17 protein-coding genes and 1 pseudogene are annotated in these 19,502 nt (G+C 69.2%); 5 read left to right on the top strand and 13 right to left on the bottom strand.

Going from position 1 to position 19,502, the window contains the following annotated elements; all coding sequences use genetic code 11:
- Positions 1–1,141: pseudogene (locus tag ABD194_RS10445) on the top strand (hypothetical protein); the annotation flags it as partial.
- 241 nt (positions 1,142–1,382) lie between these two features.
- On the opposite strand, the gene ABD194_RS10440 reads toward ABD194_RS10445, so the two are convergent.
- The 8 genes from ABD194_RS10440 to ABD194_RS10405 form a co-directional block, all read right to left on the bottom strand.
- Entirely contained in the window at positions 1,383–2,609 is a 1,227-nt protein-coding gene (locus ABD194_RS10440) for a helix-turn-helix domain-containing protein (protein WP_343990994.1), read from the bottom strand.
- A gap of 492 nt (positions 2,610–3,101) precedes the next feature.
- Positions 3,102–3,887 carry a glucosamine-6-phosphate deaminase gene (gene nagB, locus ABD194_RS10435; RefSeq protein WP_343990992.1) on the bottom strand — a complete coding sequence of 262 codons (786 nt, stop codon included), beginning with the start codon at positions 3,885–3,887 and terminating at the stop codon, positions 3,102–3,104.
- Positions 3,888–3,917: 30 nt separating this feature from the next.
- Complete coding sequence (locus ABD194_RS10430) at positions 3,918–4,628, bottom strand: N-acetylmannosamine-6-phosphate 2-epimerase (protein WP_343990990.1); 711 nt, start codon at positions 4,626–4,628, stop codon at positions 3,918–3,920.
- A complete protein-coding gene (locus tag ABD194_RS10425; protein WP_343990988.1) occupies positions 4,625–5,518 on the bottom strand; it encodes an ROK family protein in 894 nt (297 codons plus the stop codon). The genes ABD194_RS10430 and ABD194_RS10425 overlap by 4 nt, the downstream gene beginning before the upstream one ends.
- On the bottom strand, positions 5,515–6,237 hold the full coding sequence (locus ABD194_RS10420) for a GntR family transcriptional regulator (protein WP_343990985.1): 723 nt from the start codon (positions 6,235–6,237) through the stop codon (positions 5,515–5,517). The genes ABD194_RS10425 and ABD194_RS10420 overlap by 4 nt, the downstream gene beginning before the upstream one ends.
- A gap of 2 nt (positions 6,238–6,239) precedes the next feature.
- On the bottom strand, positions 6,240–7,148 hold the full coding sequence (locus ABD194_RS10415; RefSeq protein ID WP_343990983.1) for a carbohydrate ABC transporter permease: 909 nt from the start codon (positions 7,146–7,148) through the stop codon (positions 6,240–6,242).
- Complete coding sequence (locus tag ABD194_RS10410) at positions 7,145–8,026, bottom strand: carbohydrate ABC transporter permease (protein ID WP_343990981.1); 882 nt, start codon at positions 8,024–8,026, stop codon at positions 7,145–7,147. Before ABD194_RS10410 ends, ABD194_RS10415 begins: the two co-directional genes overlap by 4 nt.
- Before the next feature lie 113 nt (positions 8,027–8,139).
- Positions 8,140–9,486, bottom strand: a complete 1,347-nt coding sequence (locus ABD194_RS10405) for an ABC transporter substrate-binding protein (RefSeq protein ID WP_343990978.1) — start codon at positions 9,484–9,486, stop codon at positions 8,140–8,142.
- Between the two features lie 627 nt (positions 9,487–10,113).
- On the opposite strand from ABD194_RS10405, the gene ABD194_RS10400 reads away from it, so the two are divergent.
- The 3 genes from ABD194_RS10400 to ABD194_RS10390 all read left to right on the top strand — a co-directional run bounded on the left by ABD194_RS10400 (position 10,114) and on the right by ABD194_RS10390 (position 12,803).
- Complete coding sequence (locus ABD194_RS10400; RefSeq protein WP_343990976.1) at positions 10,114–10,815, top strand: COG4705 family protein; 702 nt, start codon at positions 10,114–10,116, stop codon at positions 10,813–10,815.
- Positions 10,816–10,986: 171 nt separating this feature from the next.
- The gene (locus ABD194_RS10395) at positions 10,987–11,940 is read left to right on the top strand and encodes an ATP-binding cassette domain-containing protein (RefSeq protein WP_343994103.1); all 954 of its coding nucleotides are present in this window, start codon (positions 10,987–10,989) and stop codon (positions 11,938–11,940) included.
- Positions 11,937–12,803 (top strand): ABC-2 transporter permease, encoded by an 867-nt coding sequence (locus ABD194_RS10390; protein WP_343990974.1) that lies wholly within the window; start codon positions 11,937–11,939, stop codon positions 12,801–12,803. The genes ABD194_RS10395 and ABD194_RS10390 overlap by 4 nt, the downstream gene beginning before the upstream one ends.
- 1,015 nt (positions 12,804–13,818) lie before the next feature.
- On the opposite strand, the gene ABD194_RS10385 is transcribed toward ABD194_RS10390, so the two are convergent.
- The 5 genes from ABD194_RS10385 to ABD194_RS10365 form a co-directional block, all read right to left on the bottom strand.
- Positions 13,819–14,553, bottom strand: a complete 735-nt coding sequence (locus ABD194_RS10385; RefSeq protein ID WP_343990972.1) for a sulfite exporter TauE/SafE family protein — start codon at positions 14,551–14,553, stop codon at positions 13,819–13,821.
- 40 nt (positions 14,554–14,593) lie between these two features.
- On the bottom strand, positions 14,594–15,484 hold the full coding sequence (locus tag ABD194_RS10380; protein WP_343990970.1) for a sugar phosphate isomerase/epimerase family protein: 891 nt from the start codon (positions 15,482–15,484) through the stop codon (positions 14,594–14,596).
- A complete protein-coding gene (locus ABD194_RS10375; protein ID WP_343990968.1) occupies positions 15,481–16,485 on the bottom strand; it encodes a Gfo/Idh/MocA family protein in 1,005 nt (334 codons plus the stop codon). The genes ABD194_RS10380 and ABD194_RS10375 overlap by 4 nt, the downstream gene beginning before the upstream one ends.
- Positions 16,486–16,659: 174 nt before the next feature.
- Positions 16,660–17,712: a LacI family DNA-binding transcriptional regulator gene (locus ABD194_RS10370; RefSeq protein ID WP_343990966.1), complete on the bottom strand. Its 1,053-nt coding sequence runs from the start codon at positions 17,710–17,712 to the stop codon at positions 16,660–16,662.
- A gap of 190 nt (positions 17,713–17,902) precedes the next feature.
- Positions 17,903–18,520 carry a DedA family protein gene (locus ABD194_RS10365; RefSeq protein ID WP_343990964.1) on the bottom strand — a complete coding sequence of 206 codons (618 nt, stop codon included), beginning with the start codon at positions 18,518–18,520 and terminating at the stop codon, positions 17,903–17,905.
- Between the two features lie 293 nt (positions 18,521–18,813).
- Between ABD194_RS10365 and ABD194_RS10360 the strand changes: the two genes are divergently transcribed.
- Positions 18,814–19,425 carry a hypothetical protein gene (locus ABD194_RS10360; protein ID WP_343990962.1) on the top strand — a complete coding sequence of 204 codons (612 nt, stop codon included), beginning with the start codon at positions 18,814–18,816 and terminating at the stop codon, positions 19,423–19,425.
- Positions 19,426–19,502: the final 77 nt, after the last annotated feature.

The raw sequence follows: 19,502 nt of genomic DNA, 5'->3' as shown, positions 1-19,502 counted from the left end.
GAACCCCGGCTTCGAGGCCGGCAACACCAGCGGGTGGTCAGGCAACGGCTTCGTCACCTCCTCCTACGCCGGGTACACGGCCCCGGACGGCCAATACTTCGCCGTCGTACTGGGCGGGTGCCCCACCAACGCCCTCACGCAGTCCTTCACCGCCAACGCCGGTCAGACCGTGACCGGCTGGTCCTTCTTCAAGGCCAACGACTACGTGCCCTTCGACGACTCCGGCTCCGTGCAGCTGTCGGTCACCGGCGCCGGGAGCACCACGACGGTGTTCGCCTCCAGCGTCAACCAGGTCGGCAGCTACGGCGGGACACCGTGGCGCCAGTGGAGCTACACCGCCCCCTCGGACGGTCAGTACACGATCACCGTCAGCTCGAGCAACGCCGGCGACTGCGGCCTCTCCAGCGCGGTGGGCCTCGACCTGCCCGGCGACACGACCGCGCCCACGGTCACCGCCTCGGCGACATCGAACGGCACGCCCTACACCTCCGGCACCTGGACCAACCACGAGGTGACCGTGCACTTCACCTGCACCGACGAGCCCGGCGGATCCGGCGTCGCCTCAGTCACGCCGGACCAGAGCCTCAGCACCGACGGGGACGGTCAGTCCATGACCGGGACCTGCACCGACAACGCCGGCAACACCGCCACGGCGAGCTTCACCGGCATCCGCATCGACACCACCGCCGCTACCGTCACCTACAGCGGCAACGCCGGCAGCTACACGGTCGATCAGCAGGTCGCGATCACCTGCACCCCGGCTGACTCGCTCTCCGGGATCGCCTCGTCCACCTGCGCAGACACCACAGGACCTGCCTACACCTTCGGGCTCGGCTCACACACGCTGACCGCCAGCGCGGTAGACAACGCCGGCAACCAAGGGTCAGCGACGACCACCTTCCAGGTCCAGGTCAGCTACTCCAGCCTGTGCAACCTGGCCACCCAGTTCTCCACCAGCACCGATGTGGCCACCGGCCTCTGCGACAAGCTCACCGCCGCCGCGCAAGCCGCTGCCCGCGGCCAGAACGGGCCCAGAGCCAACATCCTTCGCGCCTTCGACCAGCAGGTCTCCGCCCAGACCGGCAAGGCCCTGACCACCGAGCAGGCCGCCGTCCTCACAAAGCTGGCCGCCGCAGCCTGAGACAGAGCCCGGGCACCCGCGCCCACAAGGTCGCACCGAGTCCAGCGCACAGCACAAAGGGTCTGCTGCACCGGTAGGTGACAGTTCGGTTGGGCCGCTTGGGTGGCGGTTGGGTCTGCTGCACCGATAGGTGCAGCAGACCCACATGTCCCAGGCGTGCCCCGGCTACGGCTGCCGGATGACCGATGCCTCCGGTCGGTGGGGCTCCTCGACCGATCGGGCAGCGGGGCTGTGTCCCGGGTCAGCCGGCCGCGGAGATCCAGCGCACCGGGTCCTCGTCGAGGTCCGTGATGCCTTCATCCTCAAGGGCTCCGGCGACGAGGATGCGGCGGTGCGCGGCATACGTCAGGACGTGTGCGACCACGCCGCCGTAGGTGTAGACCTCGACGTCATCGCCTGGACAGAGCACAGCCTCGTCGAGGCGTCCATCGTCGCAAATGGCCCGCACCTGCGCCACGAACTCGGGGCCGACGAGGGCCAATCGTCGGCGCATCTCCATCACGCTCGGGGTGGCGTCGGGCCAGGAGTAAGCGTGCCCGGCGATGGCGGCACTCCACATTTCCATCTGGCCCACCAGTCGCGCCAGCAATGAGCGCAGCGTCGGGTCAGGGTCTACTCCAGCCACCGACAACTTAATGGGTCGATCGAGAGCCTCATCTGTCAACCGTTGGCAGCGCCGCAGCATCTCCTCGATCAGCCAGACGTTGTGCTCGAGCATGCGCACGATGAGATCCATACCCAAGACTTTCCCTCGTGCCGGCAACATTAGGCTGCCGGGCGGATGGAAGTGCACCCCCTTGGGCGCGTCGATCTGAAGCCTCGTCGGGGCACGGCGCCACAGCGTCGGCGCCACTCCGTAGGCGCTGGAGAACGCCCTTGTGAAGGCCTCGTGGGAGGAGTAGCCGGCCTCGAGCGCGATGTCGAGAATGGCGTCGCCGCTCGTGATCAGGCGGTACGCCGCCCGCTCCAGCGGCACCCGACGACAGAGCGCGCTCGGCGCTTCGTGGGTGACGGCACTCACCAGCCGGCTGAGATGCGACCGGGACAGCCCCACCTTGATGGCTATGGCCTCCGTCCGACTGACTTCCCCGTCGAGTACCGAGGCGACGGCATCGAGGAAGCCGCGAACCCGTCCTCTCCTGCCTGCGCCATGCCCACATCCTCGCCCCTCCCGGGCACCGCCACTTGATCTTGGGTGCTGCTGGGGATAGCGCCGGGCGCGACCCGCCATGTCAGTTCTACCGGTCCGCGTCCCCATGGACCGGCGCGTGGCCTCGATGAACTTGCATCGCAGCGGGATGAGATCGGCTTGCAGGGGCCCGGGCAGCTGAGCACGCAGGTCGTAGGCCTCATCGGCGTTGAACCGTTCGGCCAGCACTCTCAACGTCGCATGGATCAGCGTCTCGCTCTCATCGCGGGGGCGGCCGCTGCGGGCCTGCACGGACGAGACGAAGTCGTCGTACTGCACTGCTCCTCCTCCATCGAGAGACCAGTCGGCTCAGGCGCCGGCCACTGCTCCACTCTGGACGATGAGCCGCGGGCAGAACATCGGCAGTCCTGCCGATGTGCGCCACCGTTGGCGTACCCGAGGTCGCCAAGGCACATGCAATGGCCGCGCCAGCCCGGTGGGCAGGCAAGGACGTGGCCGACTCTCGGCTGGCCCCTCGAGAACCACCGCCTTCCCTGGCTATAGCCGGCTCACCGCGAGGCGTCTTCCCGGACCGCGGCACGCATCACCCTCTTACCGCCGAGTTTCCTCATCCGACGCTCCTCGCTCACCCGGGCTCATCGTCGGTCAGGCCGCGCTGAGCGAGGTCCGCCTCCTGCGAAGACCCCTCGGGAAGGGGATCGGTGGCCGGTGGCACGTCCGCGGGGGCGTAGTCGGACGCGCCAGCGTCGACCCGCTCACGCTCCGGTGGGCGTCACCGCCACCTGCGCACGGCCGACACTTGATCGGCCCTTACGGTCGTTGCCACTCGGGCTTGTTAGCCCACACCTCTCGGTAGTAGTCCGCGAGGTCGAGCCGGGAGGCTGCAGCGGGGTCGAGGAGCACGGTGACGGCCGGGTGGAGCTGTAGCGCGGTGGCGGGCCATCTGGCGCTGACCGGCCCCTCGACGGTCTGCCGGATCGCTTCCGCCTTGGCACTTCCGGCAGCGATCAAAAGGATCTGTCGGGCTTCCAGGATGGTGCCTATTCCTTGCGTCAAGCAGTGGCTAGGGACGGCGTCGAGGTCGCCGTCGAAGAAGCGGGAGTTGTCGATGCGCGTCTGCCTGGTCAGGGTCTTGATGCGCGTCCGGGAGGCCAGAGAGGAGCTCGGCTCGTTGAAGGCGATGTGCCCGTCGGTTCCGATGCCGAGGATCTGTACGTCGATGCCTCCGGCGGCGCGGATCGCCTGTTCGTAGTCGGCGCAGGCTGCCTCGACGTCATCGGCGGTTCCGTCGGGCCCGTGGACGTGGGCCGGGTCGATGTCGACCTTCCGCGTGAATTTGTCCTCGATGACGGAGCGGTACGCCTGTGGGTGGTCAGGGGGCAGACCGACATACTCGTCCAGCATGAACGCCGACGCCGCGGCCAACGAGATTCCGCCGTCGCTGAGGCGGCGGGCGAGCTCGTCGTAGATGCCGACGGGGCTCGACCCGGTGGCCAGACCCAGCACGACCTCGGGCTTGGCGCGGACAGCGCGCTGGATGAGGTCTGCTGCGGTGGAGGCGGCGTCTGCGGCTGACTCGGCAATGCCGACGTCCACGGGTTCCTCCTTTGCGGGTATCGCCGTCGATCAGGGTCTGACCGGGTTCGCGGTCGTTGTGCGCAGGCGCTCGACGAACGCCTTGGTGATCCGCGTGGGATGCGTGATGGCGGTTCCGACCACGACGGCATGCGCGCCGACGGCGAGGCAGGCGGCTGCGTCCTCCGGGTTTCGCACCCTTCCCTCCGCGATCACCGGGACGTCGACCGACGTGACGAGCTGCTCGAGGAGCTCGAGGTCCGGGCCGGTGGTGACCGGCCGCTCGCCGGTGTACCCCCCCAGCGTCGTGCCGACACAATCGGCGCCGGCGGCGACGCTGTAGTGAGCGTCACGGACGCTGCCGCAGTCGGCCATGACAAGTGCCCCCGCCCGGTGGACCGCCTCGACGCTCTCACGCAGCGCTCGGCCGTCCGGTCGGTCCCGTGTCGTGCCGTCGAGGGCGACCATGTCGGCGCCGGCGGCGACGCAGTCGAGGGCGTCTTGCTCGGTCGGGGTGATGAAGACGCCGTCGCTGCCGCGCTTGACGAGCCCGATCAGGGGAACATCGACCAGCGGGCGGATGGCACGCAGGTCCTCGATGCCTTGGGCGCGCACGGCTCTGGCGCCGCCCTGGACGACGGCGAGCGCGACCGCGGCCATGATGGCGGGGGCGCGCATCGGCTCGCCCGGGTAGGCCTGGCAGGAGACGATGAGCTGCCCTTCGACTTCGGCGAGCACGTCTCGTTGCCTGTGGGCGGTCATGCGTTCATCCTCCTGAGTGCGTAGTGCGCTGCTCCGCGCAGCGCCGTTTCGGGCCCGGAGGCCGCGATGACGATCGGGGTGTGGCTGAGGCCGGGCATCAGCGTCTGGGCGTATGCGGTGCGTAGTGCCGACTCCCAGACGGCGCCTGCCTTGGCGACGCTGCCGCACACGGCCACCAGGTCGGGATCGAGGGCGTTGACCAGGGCGGCGGCGCCGGCGCCGAGGGCGGCCCCCCCGGTTGCTAGGGCCGCACAAGCCAGGTCGTCCCCGGAGCGCTGCGTCAGCTCCAGGCTGCTGGCGACCGCGGGATCGCCGCCGTTCGCGTGGTACCAGGCGAGGATGCCGTGTCCGGACGCGACGGCCTCGAGGTGGCCGGTGCTTCCGCAGGGGCACGCGAGCCCGGCGGCCTGCGGGGAGACGATGTGGCCGAAATGGCCGCCGGCGTGGTGTGCGCCGGTCAGGGGCGCGCCCCCGACGATGAGGCTGCCGCCGATGCCGGTGCCGGCGATGAGGGCCACGAGGCTGTCGACGCCGTGCTCGGCCGCAAGGCCCACGCCGAACGCGTTGCCGTCCCCTAGGACCCACGTCGGCAGGCCGACGTGGTCAGCCAGCAGCGTGGCCAGCGGCGTTCCGGCCCAGCCGCTGATGCTGCTCGTGGCGGTGAGGACGCTGCCGGCCTGGCTGTCGACCACGCCGGCGGTCGCGATCGCAACGGCTCGCTCGTGACTGGTTCGCAGTTGTCGCAGCAGCTCGATCGTGGTGGCGACGACGGCGGAAGCATCGGCTCGCGAGGGTGTGGGCGCCTCGATGATCTCTGAGCAGAGCGTGCCGACATGGTCGGCGCGTGCGGCGGCGATCTTCGTACCGCCGATGTCGGCGACGAGGATCATCCGGCGTCCCTGCTGATGACCAGGTCGTAGCCGTAGCGGTCGCTCCGGTAGATGGTCAAGGCGTGCTCGACCGGTTGCCCGGCGTCGGTGTAGCTGACGCGGGTGACGCGTAGCGCTGCGGCGCCGACGGCCTGGTCGAGGGCGTGCGCCTGGTCGTGCTCGAGGTTGACCGCCTCGATGGTCTGGGCGGCGCGTTCCACGGTCCAGCCTTGGGCTTCCATCTGGGCATAGAGGGAGGTGGCCGGGTCGATGGTGGTGAAGTCGATGCCCAGCGGCGGTAGGTGCACGCGCTCGATGGCCATTGGTTTGCCGTCGGCGAGCCGTAGCCGCTCGAGGAGGAAGACGTCCTCGCCGGGCTGGATCTCGAGCAGTCGGGCGATCTCGGGCGTTGCCTGCGTCGTGCCGGAGCTGAGCACGGTGGTTGTCGGGGTCAGCCCCCGCTGGACCATGTCCTCGGTGAAGCTCGTCAGGTGCAGGGTCTTGGTGACCACGGCGGGGTCTGCGACGAAGGTGCCGGAGCCGTGGACCTGGTAGACGAGCCCTCGGCGCACGAGCTGTTCGATGGCGCGGCGGACGGTCATCCGGCTCACGTTGAGCTGCTGCATCAGCTCGCGCTCTGAGGGCAGGGCGTCGTGCGGGTTGAGCTCGGCGGCGCGGCGGTCGATGGCGTCGGCGACCAGCTCGTACTTCGGACGTGAGGTGTCGGTGTCCATCGACATCGTCATCCCTTCACCGCCCCGGCTGAGAGGCCGCTGACCAGGAACCGTTGCGCGAAGACGGCGAAGAGGACCGGCGGCAGGGTGGACAGGACGGTGGCGGCCGAGATGTCGCCCCAGCGGATGCCGGTGCTGGTCACGAAGTTCGCCGCCCCGAGGGTGACCGGCGTCGCGTTCGACGAGGACAGGACCAGGGCGAAGAGGTAGTCGTTCCAAGAGAAGATGAACACCAGGACCGAGACGGCGACCAGTGTCGGCGCCAGGATCGGTATCAGCACGGAGTAGAGGATGCGGTACGTGCTGGCGCCGTCGACCTGCGCGGCTTCCTCCAGCTCGATGGGCACGTCGCGGAACCCGGCTCCGAGCAGGATGATCGCCAGCGGAAGGTTCAGGAACGTGTTGGCCAGGATGAGGCCCGGCACCGTGTCGAGCAGGCCCAGGTTCGACATGAGCAGGAAGTAGGGCACGGCGAAGAAGATCGCCGGCAGCAGCCGCAGGGCGCTGGAGGCGTTCATGATGAACCGGCCGCCAAACCCCAAGCGGATGGCAGCGTAGGTGCTGGGGACGGCGATGAGCAGGACCAGCGCGACGGCCCCGAGCGCGATCATGCCGGAGTTGAGGAAGAAGCGCGGGAAGTCGTAGCCGGCAGCTCCGAGCGAGTTGGCGTAGTGGTCGGTCGTCGGGCGCCCGAGCGCCAACGCCCCGCGGGAGATGTCGCCGTCGGACTTGAAACTGACGATGAGGGCGTTGATCCAGGGGACGTTGACGACAACGGCCACGACGGCGACCGCGAGGGTGGTCCACCAGAGACGGCGACGCTTCGAGCGGTGCGTCCCGGTGCCCCTGTCGCGGGCCTTGGCGCGAGAGCCTGCCAGGCTGCCGGCAGCGTGAGTGCTGATGTCGGCGGAGCTCATGCGGCGCCCCTTCCCGGGTTGACGATGCGCTTGACGAGCAGCGGCACGAACGGAACCAAAGCGATCATGACGATGGTCGATGCTGCCGCGGCCAGGCCGAACTGTCCTGACTCGAAGGCTGTCTTGTAGATGTAGATGCTCATAGTGGTGGTCTTGGTGCCGGGCCCGCCAGCAGTGAGGACGTAGATGACGTCGAAGGTGCGGATGGCGTCGATCAGCCGCAGGAACACGGCGGCGAAGATGATCGGCCGCATGATCGGCAGGATGACGGACCCGAGGGTGCGCCACCAGCCGGCGCCGTCGATCTGCGCCGCCTCCAGGACGTCGGTCGGGAAGGACTGGAGTCCGGCGTAGATGATCAGAAAGGTGAAGGGCGTCCACTGCAGGATGTCGAGCAGCACCAGCAGCGGCACGACCGTGTCCGGCGCGAAGAGGGAGACGTCGACGCCGACACCGTGCAGGAGGGCCGGCACGAGGCCGATGTCGCCGTTGAGCAGCAGCCGGAACATCACCCCCATCAGGGCCGGGGCGATCATGATCGGCACGAGCAGCATCGTGAAGAAGACACGCTTGCCGGGGAACTGGCGGTTCATCAGCAGGGCCAGCCCGAAGCCGAGAACGGTCTCCAGGACGGTAACGGCGAGAGCGAACAGCACCGTGAAGCGGGCCGCGGCGAGGAAGCCCGGGTCGGTCAGCACCTCGGTGAAGTTGCTCAGTCCGGTGAAGGGAACGGCCGGGTCCTGCAGCGAGAGGCCGAAGAACCCCGTCTGGATGCCCTGGTACACCGGGTAGGCCACGAAGATCGCGGTGAAGAGGATGAGCGGGGACCCCAGGACCCACTTCGCTGCTGCTCCGCGAGAAGCAGTGGTGGCAGCCATGGAACTGTCTCCTTCGGTTCTGATGTTCCGGGTCGGGGCCGTGGCAGGACGCCGCGGCCCCGACCGTACGACCGGGCAGCCGGCCTCGTGGCTGCCCGGTCAGGTGGTGACGGTCAGCCGAGTAGCTTCTGCAGTTCGGCGTTGGCGTCCTTGAGGGCGGTAGCCGCGTCCTGCTGACCGACCCACGCTCCGCTGAGGGTCTCGGCCAGCTTGCTGTACGCCTGGAAGGTGCTGGGGAACACCGGCACCGAGTAGCCGTACTTGTCGATCGACTCCGCGATCTTGTCGAAAGCCGGGTTGATCGACGCGTTCGCCTTCAGAACGCTCGGCATGGCCGGGATACCTCCAGCCTTGGCGTAGGCGGTCATCGCGTCGGTGGTTGCGAGGTAGGTGAGGAACTTGGTGGCCGCGGCCTTGTTGGTCGAGTACTTGTTGAGCGCGACCGCGAGGGCGTGCACATGGGTCTTCTGTCCCGGCACCGGCGCGATCGCGATCTTGCCGGCCACCTGCGGCGACTTCGAGGGGTCGTTGAGCTCGGCGAAGCCGGCCGACCACTGCACTGCGAACGCGGCGCTGCCGGCCTTCAGGGCCGCCTGGGTCTCGGGGAACTCGGCTTGCGAGCTGTCCTTCGAAGTCCAGCCGTTCTTGTAGATGGTGCTGTAGACGTTGACGGCCTTCTGCGCCTGCGGGGTGTCGAGGTTCGCCTTGCCGTCCGGGGTGGTCCAGCTGCCGCCCTCGCCCCAGAGCACGTCGTCCCAGATCATCGTGTTGTAGAGCAGGTTTTTCGCCTGCAGGATCGTCCCGTACTGGGTGGGCGAGGTCGGGTTGGCCGACTTGCTGAACCACGCCGACATCGCGATGTAGTCGTTCCAGTCCCACTGCTCGGCCGGCTTCGGGTCGCGCTTCTCCCCGACCGCCTTGGCAGCGACCGCCTCGTACGCCGGCCACTGGCTCTTCGACGAGAGCAGCTTGTCCAGCAGGTCCTTGCGGTAGAGCAGGAAGTGGTTGGACACGTCCAGCGGCAGGGCGAACTGCTTGCCCTGGTACTTCAGGCCGTCGACGGCCACCGGGAAGTAGTTGCTGGCGTCGACGTTCGTCAGCGGCTCGAGGGCGTTGGAGTACTGCCCGACGTTGTAGCTGGCGACGAAGTAGATGTCCTGCTGGCTGGACTTGGCCGCCATCAGGGTCGACTCCTTGGAGAAGGTGTCCTGCCGCGACAGCAGGGTCATGTCGACCTTGATCTTGTCCTTCTGCCCCTGGCCGGCGTTGTACGCCGCGACGACCTTGCTCATCGCGTCGCCCTCCGGGCCGGGCCAGAGCACCATCTTCACGGTGCCCTGCCCGTTGCCCTGGTCGCCGGCGGCGGAGCTGTTGCCGCCGGCGCCCGTGCTCGGCGCGCAGCCGGCCAGGGCGACGCCCACAGCGGTGAGCGTCACCAACCGAGTGGCCTTCGCCTTCATCTGTGACTCCTTAAGTGGTACGGACCAATGACGGAAGGCTAAGGCGAGACTCCCAACCACGTCTATGGTGTGCGCAATATTGGTACGAACCATTTCCTTCGACGTTGGCCCCGCACGCGCCAATGGGCGGCCCTTGGCGCATGCGCATCCCGGGTCAGCGCGTGCTGCCGATCCGCTCGAGGTCGGCGACCAGCTCCGCGGTGATCTGGTCCGGGTCAGTCCAGTCGTTGAAGTGAACGGAGGGAGGCAGTAGCCGCCCGCCCTCATCGACGCCCGGGCGACCGGTGGGTGCACTGCAGGCGTGAGCATCCCGGCCGCGGTGGCACGACGGTTGGCCCCCCGTCCACGACGAACGCAGGCGAGCCAGCGAACCAGCCACATCCCATTCGGAGGTTCTCGTTCGTTCAAGCAGGCTCGCTGCTACGAACGTGGTGGCCGGGTACAGCTAGCCCGCGCCGTACGCGAGTGGCACCTCGCGCCGGACATGTCAGGGAACGTCCAACTCCGGTTGGCACCAACACGGTCGTGATCGTTCCGGAGCCCGCCACGGTACAGGCCCGTGCCACCCTCATCAGTCGAACCGGGAGCCGTTTGGCCCGCGTCCCGGAGCTAACCGCCCTGTTCTGGGTGCTCAAGCTCCTTACGACCGGCATGGGCGAGACCGCCTCGGACTACCTGGCCCACACGATCGGCCCGGTCATCGCCGTCGGCCTGTCCGGGGTGGCCCTCGTCGCGGCGCTGGCGGTGCAGCTGGCGGCCAAGCGGTACGTGCCGTGGGTGTACTGGACGGCGGTGGCGATGGTCAGCGTCTTCGGCACGGTCGCCGCGGACGTGGCCCACGTCGGGCTCGGCGTGCCGTATGCCGTCTCGTCCGTCGGCTTCGCGCTCGTGCTCGCGCTGCTGCTGGGTCTGTGGCACCGGGCCGAGGGGACCCTGTCGGTGCACAGCATCGACACGACGCGCCGGGAGCTCTTCTACTGGGCGACCGTGCTGACGACGTTCGCGCTCGGCACGGCCGCCGGTGACCTCACCGCGGTCGTGCTGGGGCTTGGTTACCTGGGCTCGGCGGTGCTCTTCGCCGCGGCGTTCGCGGTGCCCGCGCTCGGGTACCGGCGCCTGCGGCTCGGGCCCGTGCCCGCGTTCTGGACGGCATACGTCATCACCCGGCCGTTGGGTGCCTCGGTCGCCGACTGGATGGGCGTATCGGTGGCCCGTGGCGGGCTGGGGTTCGGCACGGGGCTGGTGACGGTGGTGTGGGCGGCTGCGATCGCGGTCATCGTCGGCTACGCCGTGGTGACCGGACGGACCCGCGCGGCGGTCGTCGACTGAACGGCCGCTCCGGACAGCGCGCACTCATGGCCGGACCACAGTGTGCGCACAGGTGGATGAGGCAGCGTGCGGGAGCCTGCCGTCCCGCCGAACTGCTGCCGCAGCTGGGAAACCAGCCCCAACGGCCACTGCAAAACCTGATGCTTCATGTCGACGATGAAAGAGCTGCCCATGATCGAGGCCCGCGGTCTTACCAAGCGCTACGGCACCAAGACCGCCGTGGACGACCTGACCTTCACGGTCAGGCCCGGAGTGGTGACCGGCTTCCTGGGGCCCAACGGCGCCGGGAAGTCCACCACGATGCGCATGATCCTCGGACTGGACGCGCCCACGGGCGGCTCGGTGCGCGTGAACGGCAGGGCCTACCGGGAGCTCGAGTCTCCACTGCACGAGGTCGGCGCCCTGTTGGAGGCCCGCTCGGTCCACACGGGCCGCAGCGCCTTCAACCACCTCCTGGCCCTGGCGCAGACGGCGGGCATCCCTCGGCGCCGGGTCGAGGAGGTGGTGGATCTGGTAGGTCTGCGCGAGGTCGCCAAGAAGCGCGCCGGCACCTTCTCCCTCGGGATGGGGCAGCGCCTTGGCATCGCCTCGGCGCTGCTGGGTGACCCGCAGACGATCATCTTGGACGAGCCGGTCAACGGGCTCGACCCGGACGGCATCCGCTGGATCCGGACCCTGCTCAAGTCGTTGGCCGCCGAGGGCCGCACGGTCTTCGTCTCCTCGCACCTGATGAGCGAGATGGCCCAGACCGCCGAGCACCTGATCGTCGTCGGACGCGGGAAGCTGATCGCCGACACCAGCGTCCGGGACTTCCTCGCCGGTGCCTCCGGGAACCGGGTCCGGGTCCGCACCATCGACCCGGCCGCCCTGGCGACGCTCCTCACCGGTCCCGACGTGCGCGTCGAGTCAACCGGCGTCGACGTTCTCGAGGTGAGCGGGATGAGCACCGACGAGGTCGGGATCGCCGCCGGCGCCGCCGGGATCACGCTGCTCGAGCTGTCCCCGCAGCAGACCTCGCTGGAGGAGGCCTTCATGGACCTGACGAAAGACGCCGTGGAGTACCACGGCACGACCACGACCACAGAGGGCGGCAGCGCGCTCACGACCGCTGGAGTCAACCGGTGAGCACCGCGATCACGAACAGCTCGAGCGACGCGACGGACAGCACCCCGGGCGGGACCCCGGTGCGTCCGAGTACCGCGACCCCCAAGAAGGTCACTCAGGCCCGGGTCGTGCTTTCCGAGTGGACCAAGCTCCGGTCGCTGCGATCGACCGGCTTCTCGATGCTTGCGGCCGTGGTCTTCATCCTCGGGCTCGCCGTCCTCGTTCCGTCCGTGACCGTTGCGCACTGGCCCCCGCACGACGCCCGGGAGGCGGCCGGCTTCGACCCGACCTCACGCAGCCTGGCCGGGATCTTCCTGGCACAGCTGGCCGTGGGCGTCCTCGGCGTGCTGCTCATCACCGGCGAGTACGCCACCGGGATGATCCGGGCCACGCTCGCTGCCGTCCCGTCCCGCCTGCCCGTCCTATGGGCCAAGGCCGTGGTCTTCGCGCTCGTGACGCTGGTCGTGACGGTTCCTTCCGTGCTGGCCGCGTTCCTGGTCGGGCAGTCGATCCTCAAGGGCAAGAACCTGCAGGCCGGGCTGGGCGACCCGGGGGTGCTCCGTGCCGTGCTCGGCGCCGCGCTCTACCTGACCGTGGTCGGTGTCCTCGGGCTCGGCCTGGGCGCGCTGCTGCGCAACACCGCCGGCGCGATCTCCGCGCTGTTCGGTGTGCTGTTCGTCCTGCCGATCATCGTGCGGTTCCTGCCGACCTCATGGTCGGACCCGATCGACACGTACCTGCCCAGCACGGTCGGCGAGGGGGTCATGCACGTGCACACCGATCCCGCGGCGCTGGGTCCCTGGGCCGGCTTCGGACTCTTCTGCGGCTACGCGGCGGTCGTTCTGCTCCTGGCCGCAGTGCGGCTGCGACGACGCGACGCCTGACGCCTGAGGCGCACCACCGGGTTCTCTCCGGAACCACGCCCGAGAGGCCGACCGGCTGGAAGCCACCGCGCAAGGAGGCCCGAGGAGCGGCAAAGATGCTCCTATTGGTGTCAAGCGCCGTTGAGCCAGGCTCGGGGACCGCGCATCCATCTCGATCAGGACGACCGGACACGTCACCACCCAGCGTAGAACCCCGGTCCGCGCCACGTCTTGACCTAAAGGGATGCCATGAGCGGTAACCCGCGTTCCTCCTGCGCCGAGGCACATCGACCCGAGTGCGCTCTCGCCTGAGGCACTCGGGAGTGGCCCGGGAAAGGGCCCGACGAGTTCGCTCTAACTGCGTGCGATCTGGTGCGCCACGTCCTTGGCGTTGAGGGGCTTCGGCACGACGACACGGATCTGCGTGGCCCTAAGGGCGCTCGGCACGCGAACCGCTGAGAGCACCTGGGTCTTGGACTTTCAGAACCAGCCGGCCCTCGTCGCCCTTCTGGGCGACCTGACTCGTTGCCTTACTGAATGTGGCCGCCCCATCGGAATCGAACTCCACGTCAATGGCCGAGCCATCGTCAGCAGAAAGAGTCGCTGAGGCCACTCCTGCCGAGAGGAAGCCCGGCGGGATAACGACAAGTGTTCGTCGCCCACGCCCTCACACCCGGGAACGGACCCTGGGGTGCACGTCTGCGATACGGCGACCTGAAGCACGCCGGCGTGGCCCCCGGTCGACGGCGCGTCCATAGCCTGGGACTGGGAGCACCCACTCAACGTGACGAGCACTCCGACCCCACCGACTTGCCAACTGCTCAACCGCATGTCGACCCCCTGATCGCTGTCTGTCCGGCTCAGGTGAGGCTAACCCGGCGCGATACAGAGAGCGGTCACCGTTGCGCGTATTCGGCGGAGGAGGGGACGGACGTCGTCCCAGGAGCGGCAGAACGCGGACGTCGGCTGTCGGCCCGCGCACCCTGCGGCTGTGGCCACCAAGGATGTCTTACCGCGGCTTGCGCCCGGGTCGCTCTCAGCCCACCAGCAGCGCGAGCGCCGAGACGGCCGTGGCGGCCAGTACCGCCTGATCGAACCGGGTCTGGCTCAGTCGGCGTGCCGTGTGGAGCCCGACCCATGTGCCGACAAGCACGAAGGGCAGAAGCGCCAGTGTCCGCGAGAGCGTCTCGCTGCCGAAGAGCCCGAGTCCGACGCTGAATGGCACTTTGCAGAGGTTGACGCCGAAGAAGAACAACGCGCTCGTGCCGAGGAACCGCCGCTTGTCGACTCCTTGCGCGACCAGGTAGAGCGTCATGACCGGCCCTGCCGCATTAGCGGTCATCGTGGCGAAGCCGGCGGCCGCTCCGGTGCTCCCGGCTGCTGCACGTGACGAGCCCACGCGGGAAGCGTCCGGCGACCGCCAGGTCAGCACGAGTTGAAGTGCCGCCAGGACGAGAAGCAGGCCGCCGATGGCACGACGGAGCGTGCTGTCGTCGACGCGGGAGAGGAAGAGCGCGCCGAGGAGCAGGCCCGGCAGGACGGCTGGGAGGAGCCGCCGGAGCAGTGCGATGTCGGCATCGCGGCGGTAGTGCCACACCGCGACGAAGTCACCGACGATGAGCAGCAGCAGGATCGCCGCGGTCGACTCCCTGGTGGGCAGGACCAGGGCGAAGATGGTCACGGCGATGCTCGCGACGCCGCCGATGGCGGTCTTGGCGAAGCCGATGAGCAGGGCGGCGACGGCCAGGAGCGCCATAGCGGCAGAGGTCATCAGCTGTTCCTGTGCCGGTGACTGTCCGGGACGCATCTCATCACGGCACTGCGCATTGGTCGGCTCGTTCCAGGACGTGGCGCGCGCTGGCGGCGGCGCGGGCGAGCGCCTCGCGGACCGGCTGGGCTCGATGCTCGTCGGACAGGATTTCGACCCCCCATGGCCCGTTCCACCCGGCCGCGCGCAGGGCCGTGATCATGCCGGTCAGGTCGAACACGCCCTCCCCGCAGTAGCGGCGGCGATGGACGGTGTCCTCGAACTGCGTCCCGATGGCTTGCGCGTCGGCGTCGTTGAGCTCCACGCCGACGATGCGGTCCAGCGGGACGTCCGCGAGCTCGGAGGCGGGTGTCTGCGCCCGGGCGATGTGCCACGTGTCGATGATGACGCCACCTGCCTGGTGTCCCGCATCCGCGACGAACCGCAGACCGTCGTGCAGCGTCTTGATGTTCGACCAGGGGAAGAACTCGAGGCCCAGGCGTGCGCCGACATCGGCGGCCTGGGCCGCCAGTACTGCGAACCGAGCTGTCCACAGGTCACGGTTCCACGGGCCGTCGTCGCCATCCGGAGTGACCTTGAGGTGTCGTGCGCCGAGCGCCTCCGCAGCCTCCAGGAGCTCATGGCGGAGTCGATCCGACTCCTCGCGATGGGGGCCGTCGTCCCACCAGTACGGGATGCCCTCCAGCTCCAGGTGGGAGATCCCGTTGTCGGCGAGCAAGGCGCGGATGCCTTGAAGGCGGTAGGTCGCAACGGCCGCCGGGAGGTCGTCGGAGAGCAGCCCGAAACCGCGGAAGCCGGCCGCTGAGGCGGCTTCGATCCGTTCGCGCAGGCTCAGCTGGCTGCGCAGGTCGGACCGGTCCGACGCTGCATCCCCTGCGCTGGTCCAGCAGGTGGCGAGCAGCAGGTCGGACTCTTGGGGCGCCGCAGCCGTCATGGGTGCCGGATCTCGTCGAGCCGCACCGGACGATGCTCTGCCAGGGACAGTCCTGCAGCTTCGGCGATGTGGGCGACGGCCAGGGCGTCGTCGACGTCGCATGGCGACTCGCGTCGCCCGGCAACCACGTCGGTGAAGGCCTGCAGCTCGGCCTCGAAGGCGGCGCCGAGCCGGTCCATGAAGAACGTGGCGGGTGGCCCGGAGGGCCACGCTGAGCCGGGTTCGAGGTTGCGTATCGGAGTGGTGTCACTCCAACCGGCGGCGACGCTGTCGCCAGTCCCGTGCAGCTCGAGCCGGACGTCATAACCACGCGGGTTGTAGCGGCTGTTCGAGACAACCGCGGTCGCGCCGTCGTCGAAGGTCAGCACAGTGGCCGCTGTTGTCACGTCACCGAGCTCGGCGAAGAAGTCCTCGCCCCGTGCGCTGCCTGTGGCGTAGACCTCGACGACCTCGCGGCCGGTGACCCACCGGACGGTGTCGAAGTCGTGCACGCTGCAGTCCCGGAAGATTCCACCGGAGGCTGCGATGTACTCGCGTGGCGCGGGCGCTGGGTCGAGGGTGGTCGAGCGCACCGTGTGGACCCAGCCGAGCTCCCCCGACTCCACAGCCGCACGGGCGGCGCTGAAGGCCGGGTCGAAGCGGCGCGGGTAGCCGACCTGCACCGGGACACCGCTGTCCGTCACGTACTGAGCGATGGCGGCGGCTTCGGCGAGGTCAGCGGACAGCGGCTTCTCACAGAAGACCGGCAGTCCGGCGTCGACGCCGGCCCTGATGAGCTGGGTGTGGGCGTTCGTGGCGGCAGCGATGACGAGGGCCTCGATGCCGCTCCCCAGGAGGCTCTCTGGCGAGTCGGCCTGCTCGGCACCCACGCGCTCGGCGACGGCCCGTGTCGCCGCTGGGACGACGTCCGTCACCACGAGGGAGTCGACGGCGGGCAGCCGGGAGAGGGTGGCGGCGTGGAACGACCCGATCCGGCCGAGTCCGATCAGGCCAAGGCGCATGAGTTCTCCTCGAGATGGGCTGGTGGCGCCGAGACGGCGCTTCCGGGCCGCGGCTGCGCCCGGGGACGTCGTGGTCCACGTCGGTCACCTCAGCCTGAGGGCAACCACGCCGTCATGGCGCCGAACAAACCCTCAAAAACCCCTCACGGCTCGAGAATGCCTCCGGCTTCCCCCTCAGTGGGCGTGGATCCGCGGGGGAATGTTGTATGCCGTGACGAGCTCGACGTTGGCCGCGACGGACGTGGGCGCACCGGGCACCAGCCGGTGCGCTCGCATCAGCTGACGCACGCCGTTGCGCATGTCGGCGTGGAGATCATGGTCGAGCACGGCGGTGAGCACTCCGGAGCGCAGCAGTTCCAGGTTGTCCTCGTCGAGGTCGTGTCCGATGAAGACCCGGGGAGGAAGGCCCGCGTCCGTGAGGGCCCGGGAGATGGCGCGATTGCCACCCCCCACCGAGTAGACCGCGGCGACGCGCGGCTGCTCGGTGACCAGGTCGGCCACCAGCGCTCCCATCGTTGCGTCGAGGCCGTCGCTGTCGGTGATCCTGTGGATGAGCCGACCGGGCGCGAGGCGCGACAGCGCCGAGGTGAAGGCCTCCGCCCGCTCTTGCTCACCGAAGAAGAACGACCGGCTCAAGGTGAGCAGCACGTCTCCTGGCCGGTCGCCGAGGACCTGCGTCACGAGATAGGCGGCCGTGGCCCCGGCCGCGGCGTTGTCCAGTCCGACGTAGGCCACCCTCGCGCTGTCGCGGACGTCGGTGACGAGGGTGACGACGGGGATGCCGCGGGCGGCCAGCCGGTCGACGGCAGACGCGACGGCGGGGTCGTCAGGCGCCTTGAGCACCACGCCGTGGCAGACGCGTCCGCGCCGGCCCAGTCCGTCGAGCACCTCCACCGCGGCGGCGACATCGGCGTTCTCGCGCAGGTGGAAGCGCGCCCGGACGGCGGCTGGGCGCAGCGCGGGGAGCTCGTCCTCGAGTGCTGACCTCACAGCGGTGCTGAACCGCGACGGGGCCTGGATGACGACGTCGAGCAGCAGCGTGCGAGCGGCGAGGCGCAGCTGGCTCTGCTGGCGGTCGAGGTCGAGCACGGCCTGCTCGACGGCGCGCACCGCCCGGGCGCTCGCCCCTGGACGGCCGTGCAGCACCCGGTCGATCGTCGCCTCCGAGAGCCCTGACTGCTCGGCGATGTCCCGCACTCGGTGGGACCTGGCGCGAGATTGGGTCATGCCCGCGAGGCTAGCCTCCATGACGGAGTACATGAGGTCTTTCTGAGGGCTTGGCCGCGACCGCTCTCCGGATGTTGGCATGAAGCCAGCCAGCCAGCGCTCGCGGATCGGACGGGTCCGACGCGGTCGTCGGTGCGGCGCGTCCTCGTGCGACGTCGTAGCGGGGGGCGCTGCCACTAGAGACGTGGCCTCAGGCCGACGGAGCCCGTGCCACCCGGGTGCGCAGCAGCATCGCCAAGCCGGGCAGGATCGAGGCGGCGGCTATGCAGAGCAGGATCACGTCCAAGTGGCCCGAGACGGCCGGCATGGCACCGAACCAATACCCGCCCCCAAACATCGCTGCAGCCCACGCCCCCGCCCCGATCACGTTGTGCAGCAGGAAACGCCGACGGTCCATCCCAGCGACGCCGGCAAGGACGGGAGTGAGGGTGCGGGCCAGCGGCACGAACCGAGACAGGAGGATAGCTCTGACCCCGTACCTGTCGAAGAGCGACTGGGCCGCCGCGAGGCGCTGCGGCGAGACCAGTCTCGATTCACGTCCTTGCGGCAGCCGCCGGCTCAGACGACGCCCGACCAGGTATCCCAGCTGCCCACCGGCGGCCGCGGCGCACGCCAGTCCGATCAGGGAGAGCCACATAGGCAGCTGGAGAGCGCCGGCCGCGACGAGAACGCCAGCGCCGACCACCACCGTGTCCGCCGGCAGAAGGAACCCGGCCAAGAATCCGGTCTCGGCGAAGGCGACGCCCATGAGCAGCAGCAGGGCGAATGGGCCCAGCGGCGCAACCGCTGTGAACAGGAGGCCATTCACGGCGACACCTCGTTTCTCGGGGCTCGGACGGCGTCCGGTCGTTTGCCGGGCGTCCACTAGCCGAGCCGTCAGCAAGACGCTGCCCGGGACGGCTGTGGCTGCCTCTGAGCACTGCTGTGCACCGACTGTGACGCCCGCAATCCCGGCATTCCGACGGTTGGATCGCCATGCCGCAGCAGAAGACGAACCCACATGAACCTGCCAATCCCGACACAGCCTCGCGATAGGCGACGACGCGAGTCTCTGGTCAACGGTCGACTCCGGCCGCCACCCATCTGATGACAGGAATCAGCATGCGCAGCAACAAGCTCCTCAGCGGCATCGCGGCGGCTGTAGCCGCAGCCGGCTTGATCGGAACGGGCGCCGCCCTCTCGAACGCCGCCACAACGCCCAGCCCCGCCCCGGCCACCGCAACCTCGGGTGCCTCGCAGAACGGGTCGGCGAACCCCACCAACGACACCCCGGTCATCGGCTCCGAGCTGTCCACCGTGACCGCCGCGGTCAAGGCCCACGACTCCGCCGTGACCGTCACCTCCGTGCGCAAGGACCCCGACGGCTCCTACGACGTCTTCGGTACCAAGTCCGGGGCGAACGTCATGCTCGAGGTCAGCAAGGACCTCAAGACCATCACCGCCAACACCGGCGGCCACGGCGGACCCGGGGGACACGGCGGCGGCGGCCACCACGGCGGCGGCAACAACGACACCCCCGTCAGCGCCACCGAGCTCACCACGGTCACCGCCGCGGTGAAGGCTCACGACTCCGCCGTAACGGTGACCTCCCTGCGCAAGGATCCCGACGGCTCCTACGACGTCTTCGGCACCAAGGCCGGGGCGAACCTCATGCTCGAGGTCAGCAAGGACCTCAAGACCATCACCACCAACACCGGCGGCCAGCGCGCCTGACGCCATCCTTGCCCGGCCCTCGACCCATCACCCGCGGGTCGGGGGCACTGGCCACGCTTCCACCGCGAGTGGCCGGC

Origin of the sequence: Terrabacter terrae, assembly GCF_039529575.1 — a bacterium.
Classification (GTDB): Bacteria; Actinomycetota; Actinomycetes; order Actinomycetales; family Dermatophilaceae; genus Terrabacter; species Terrabacter terrae.
Note: the sequence above shows the minus strand (reverse complement) of the source record. Positions and strands in the feature narration are given on the sequence as shown.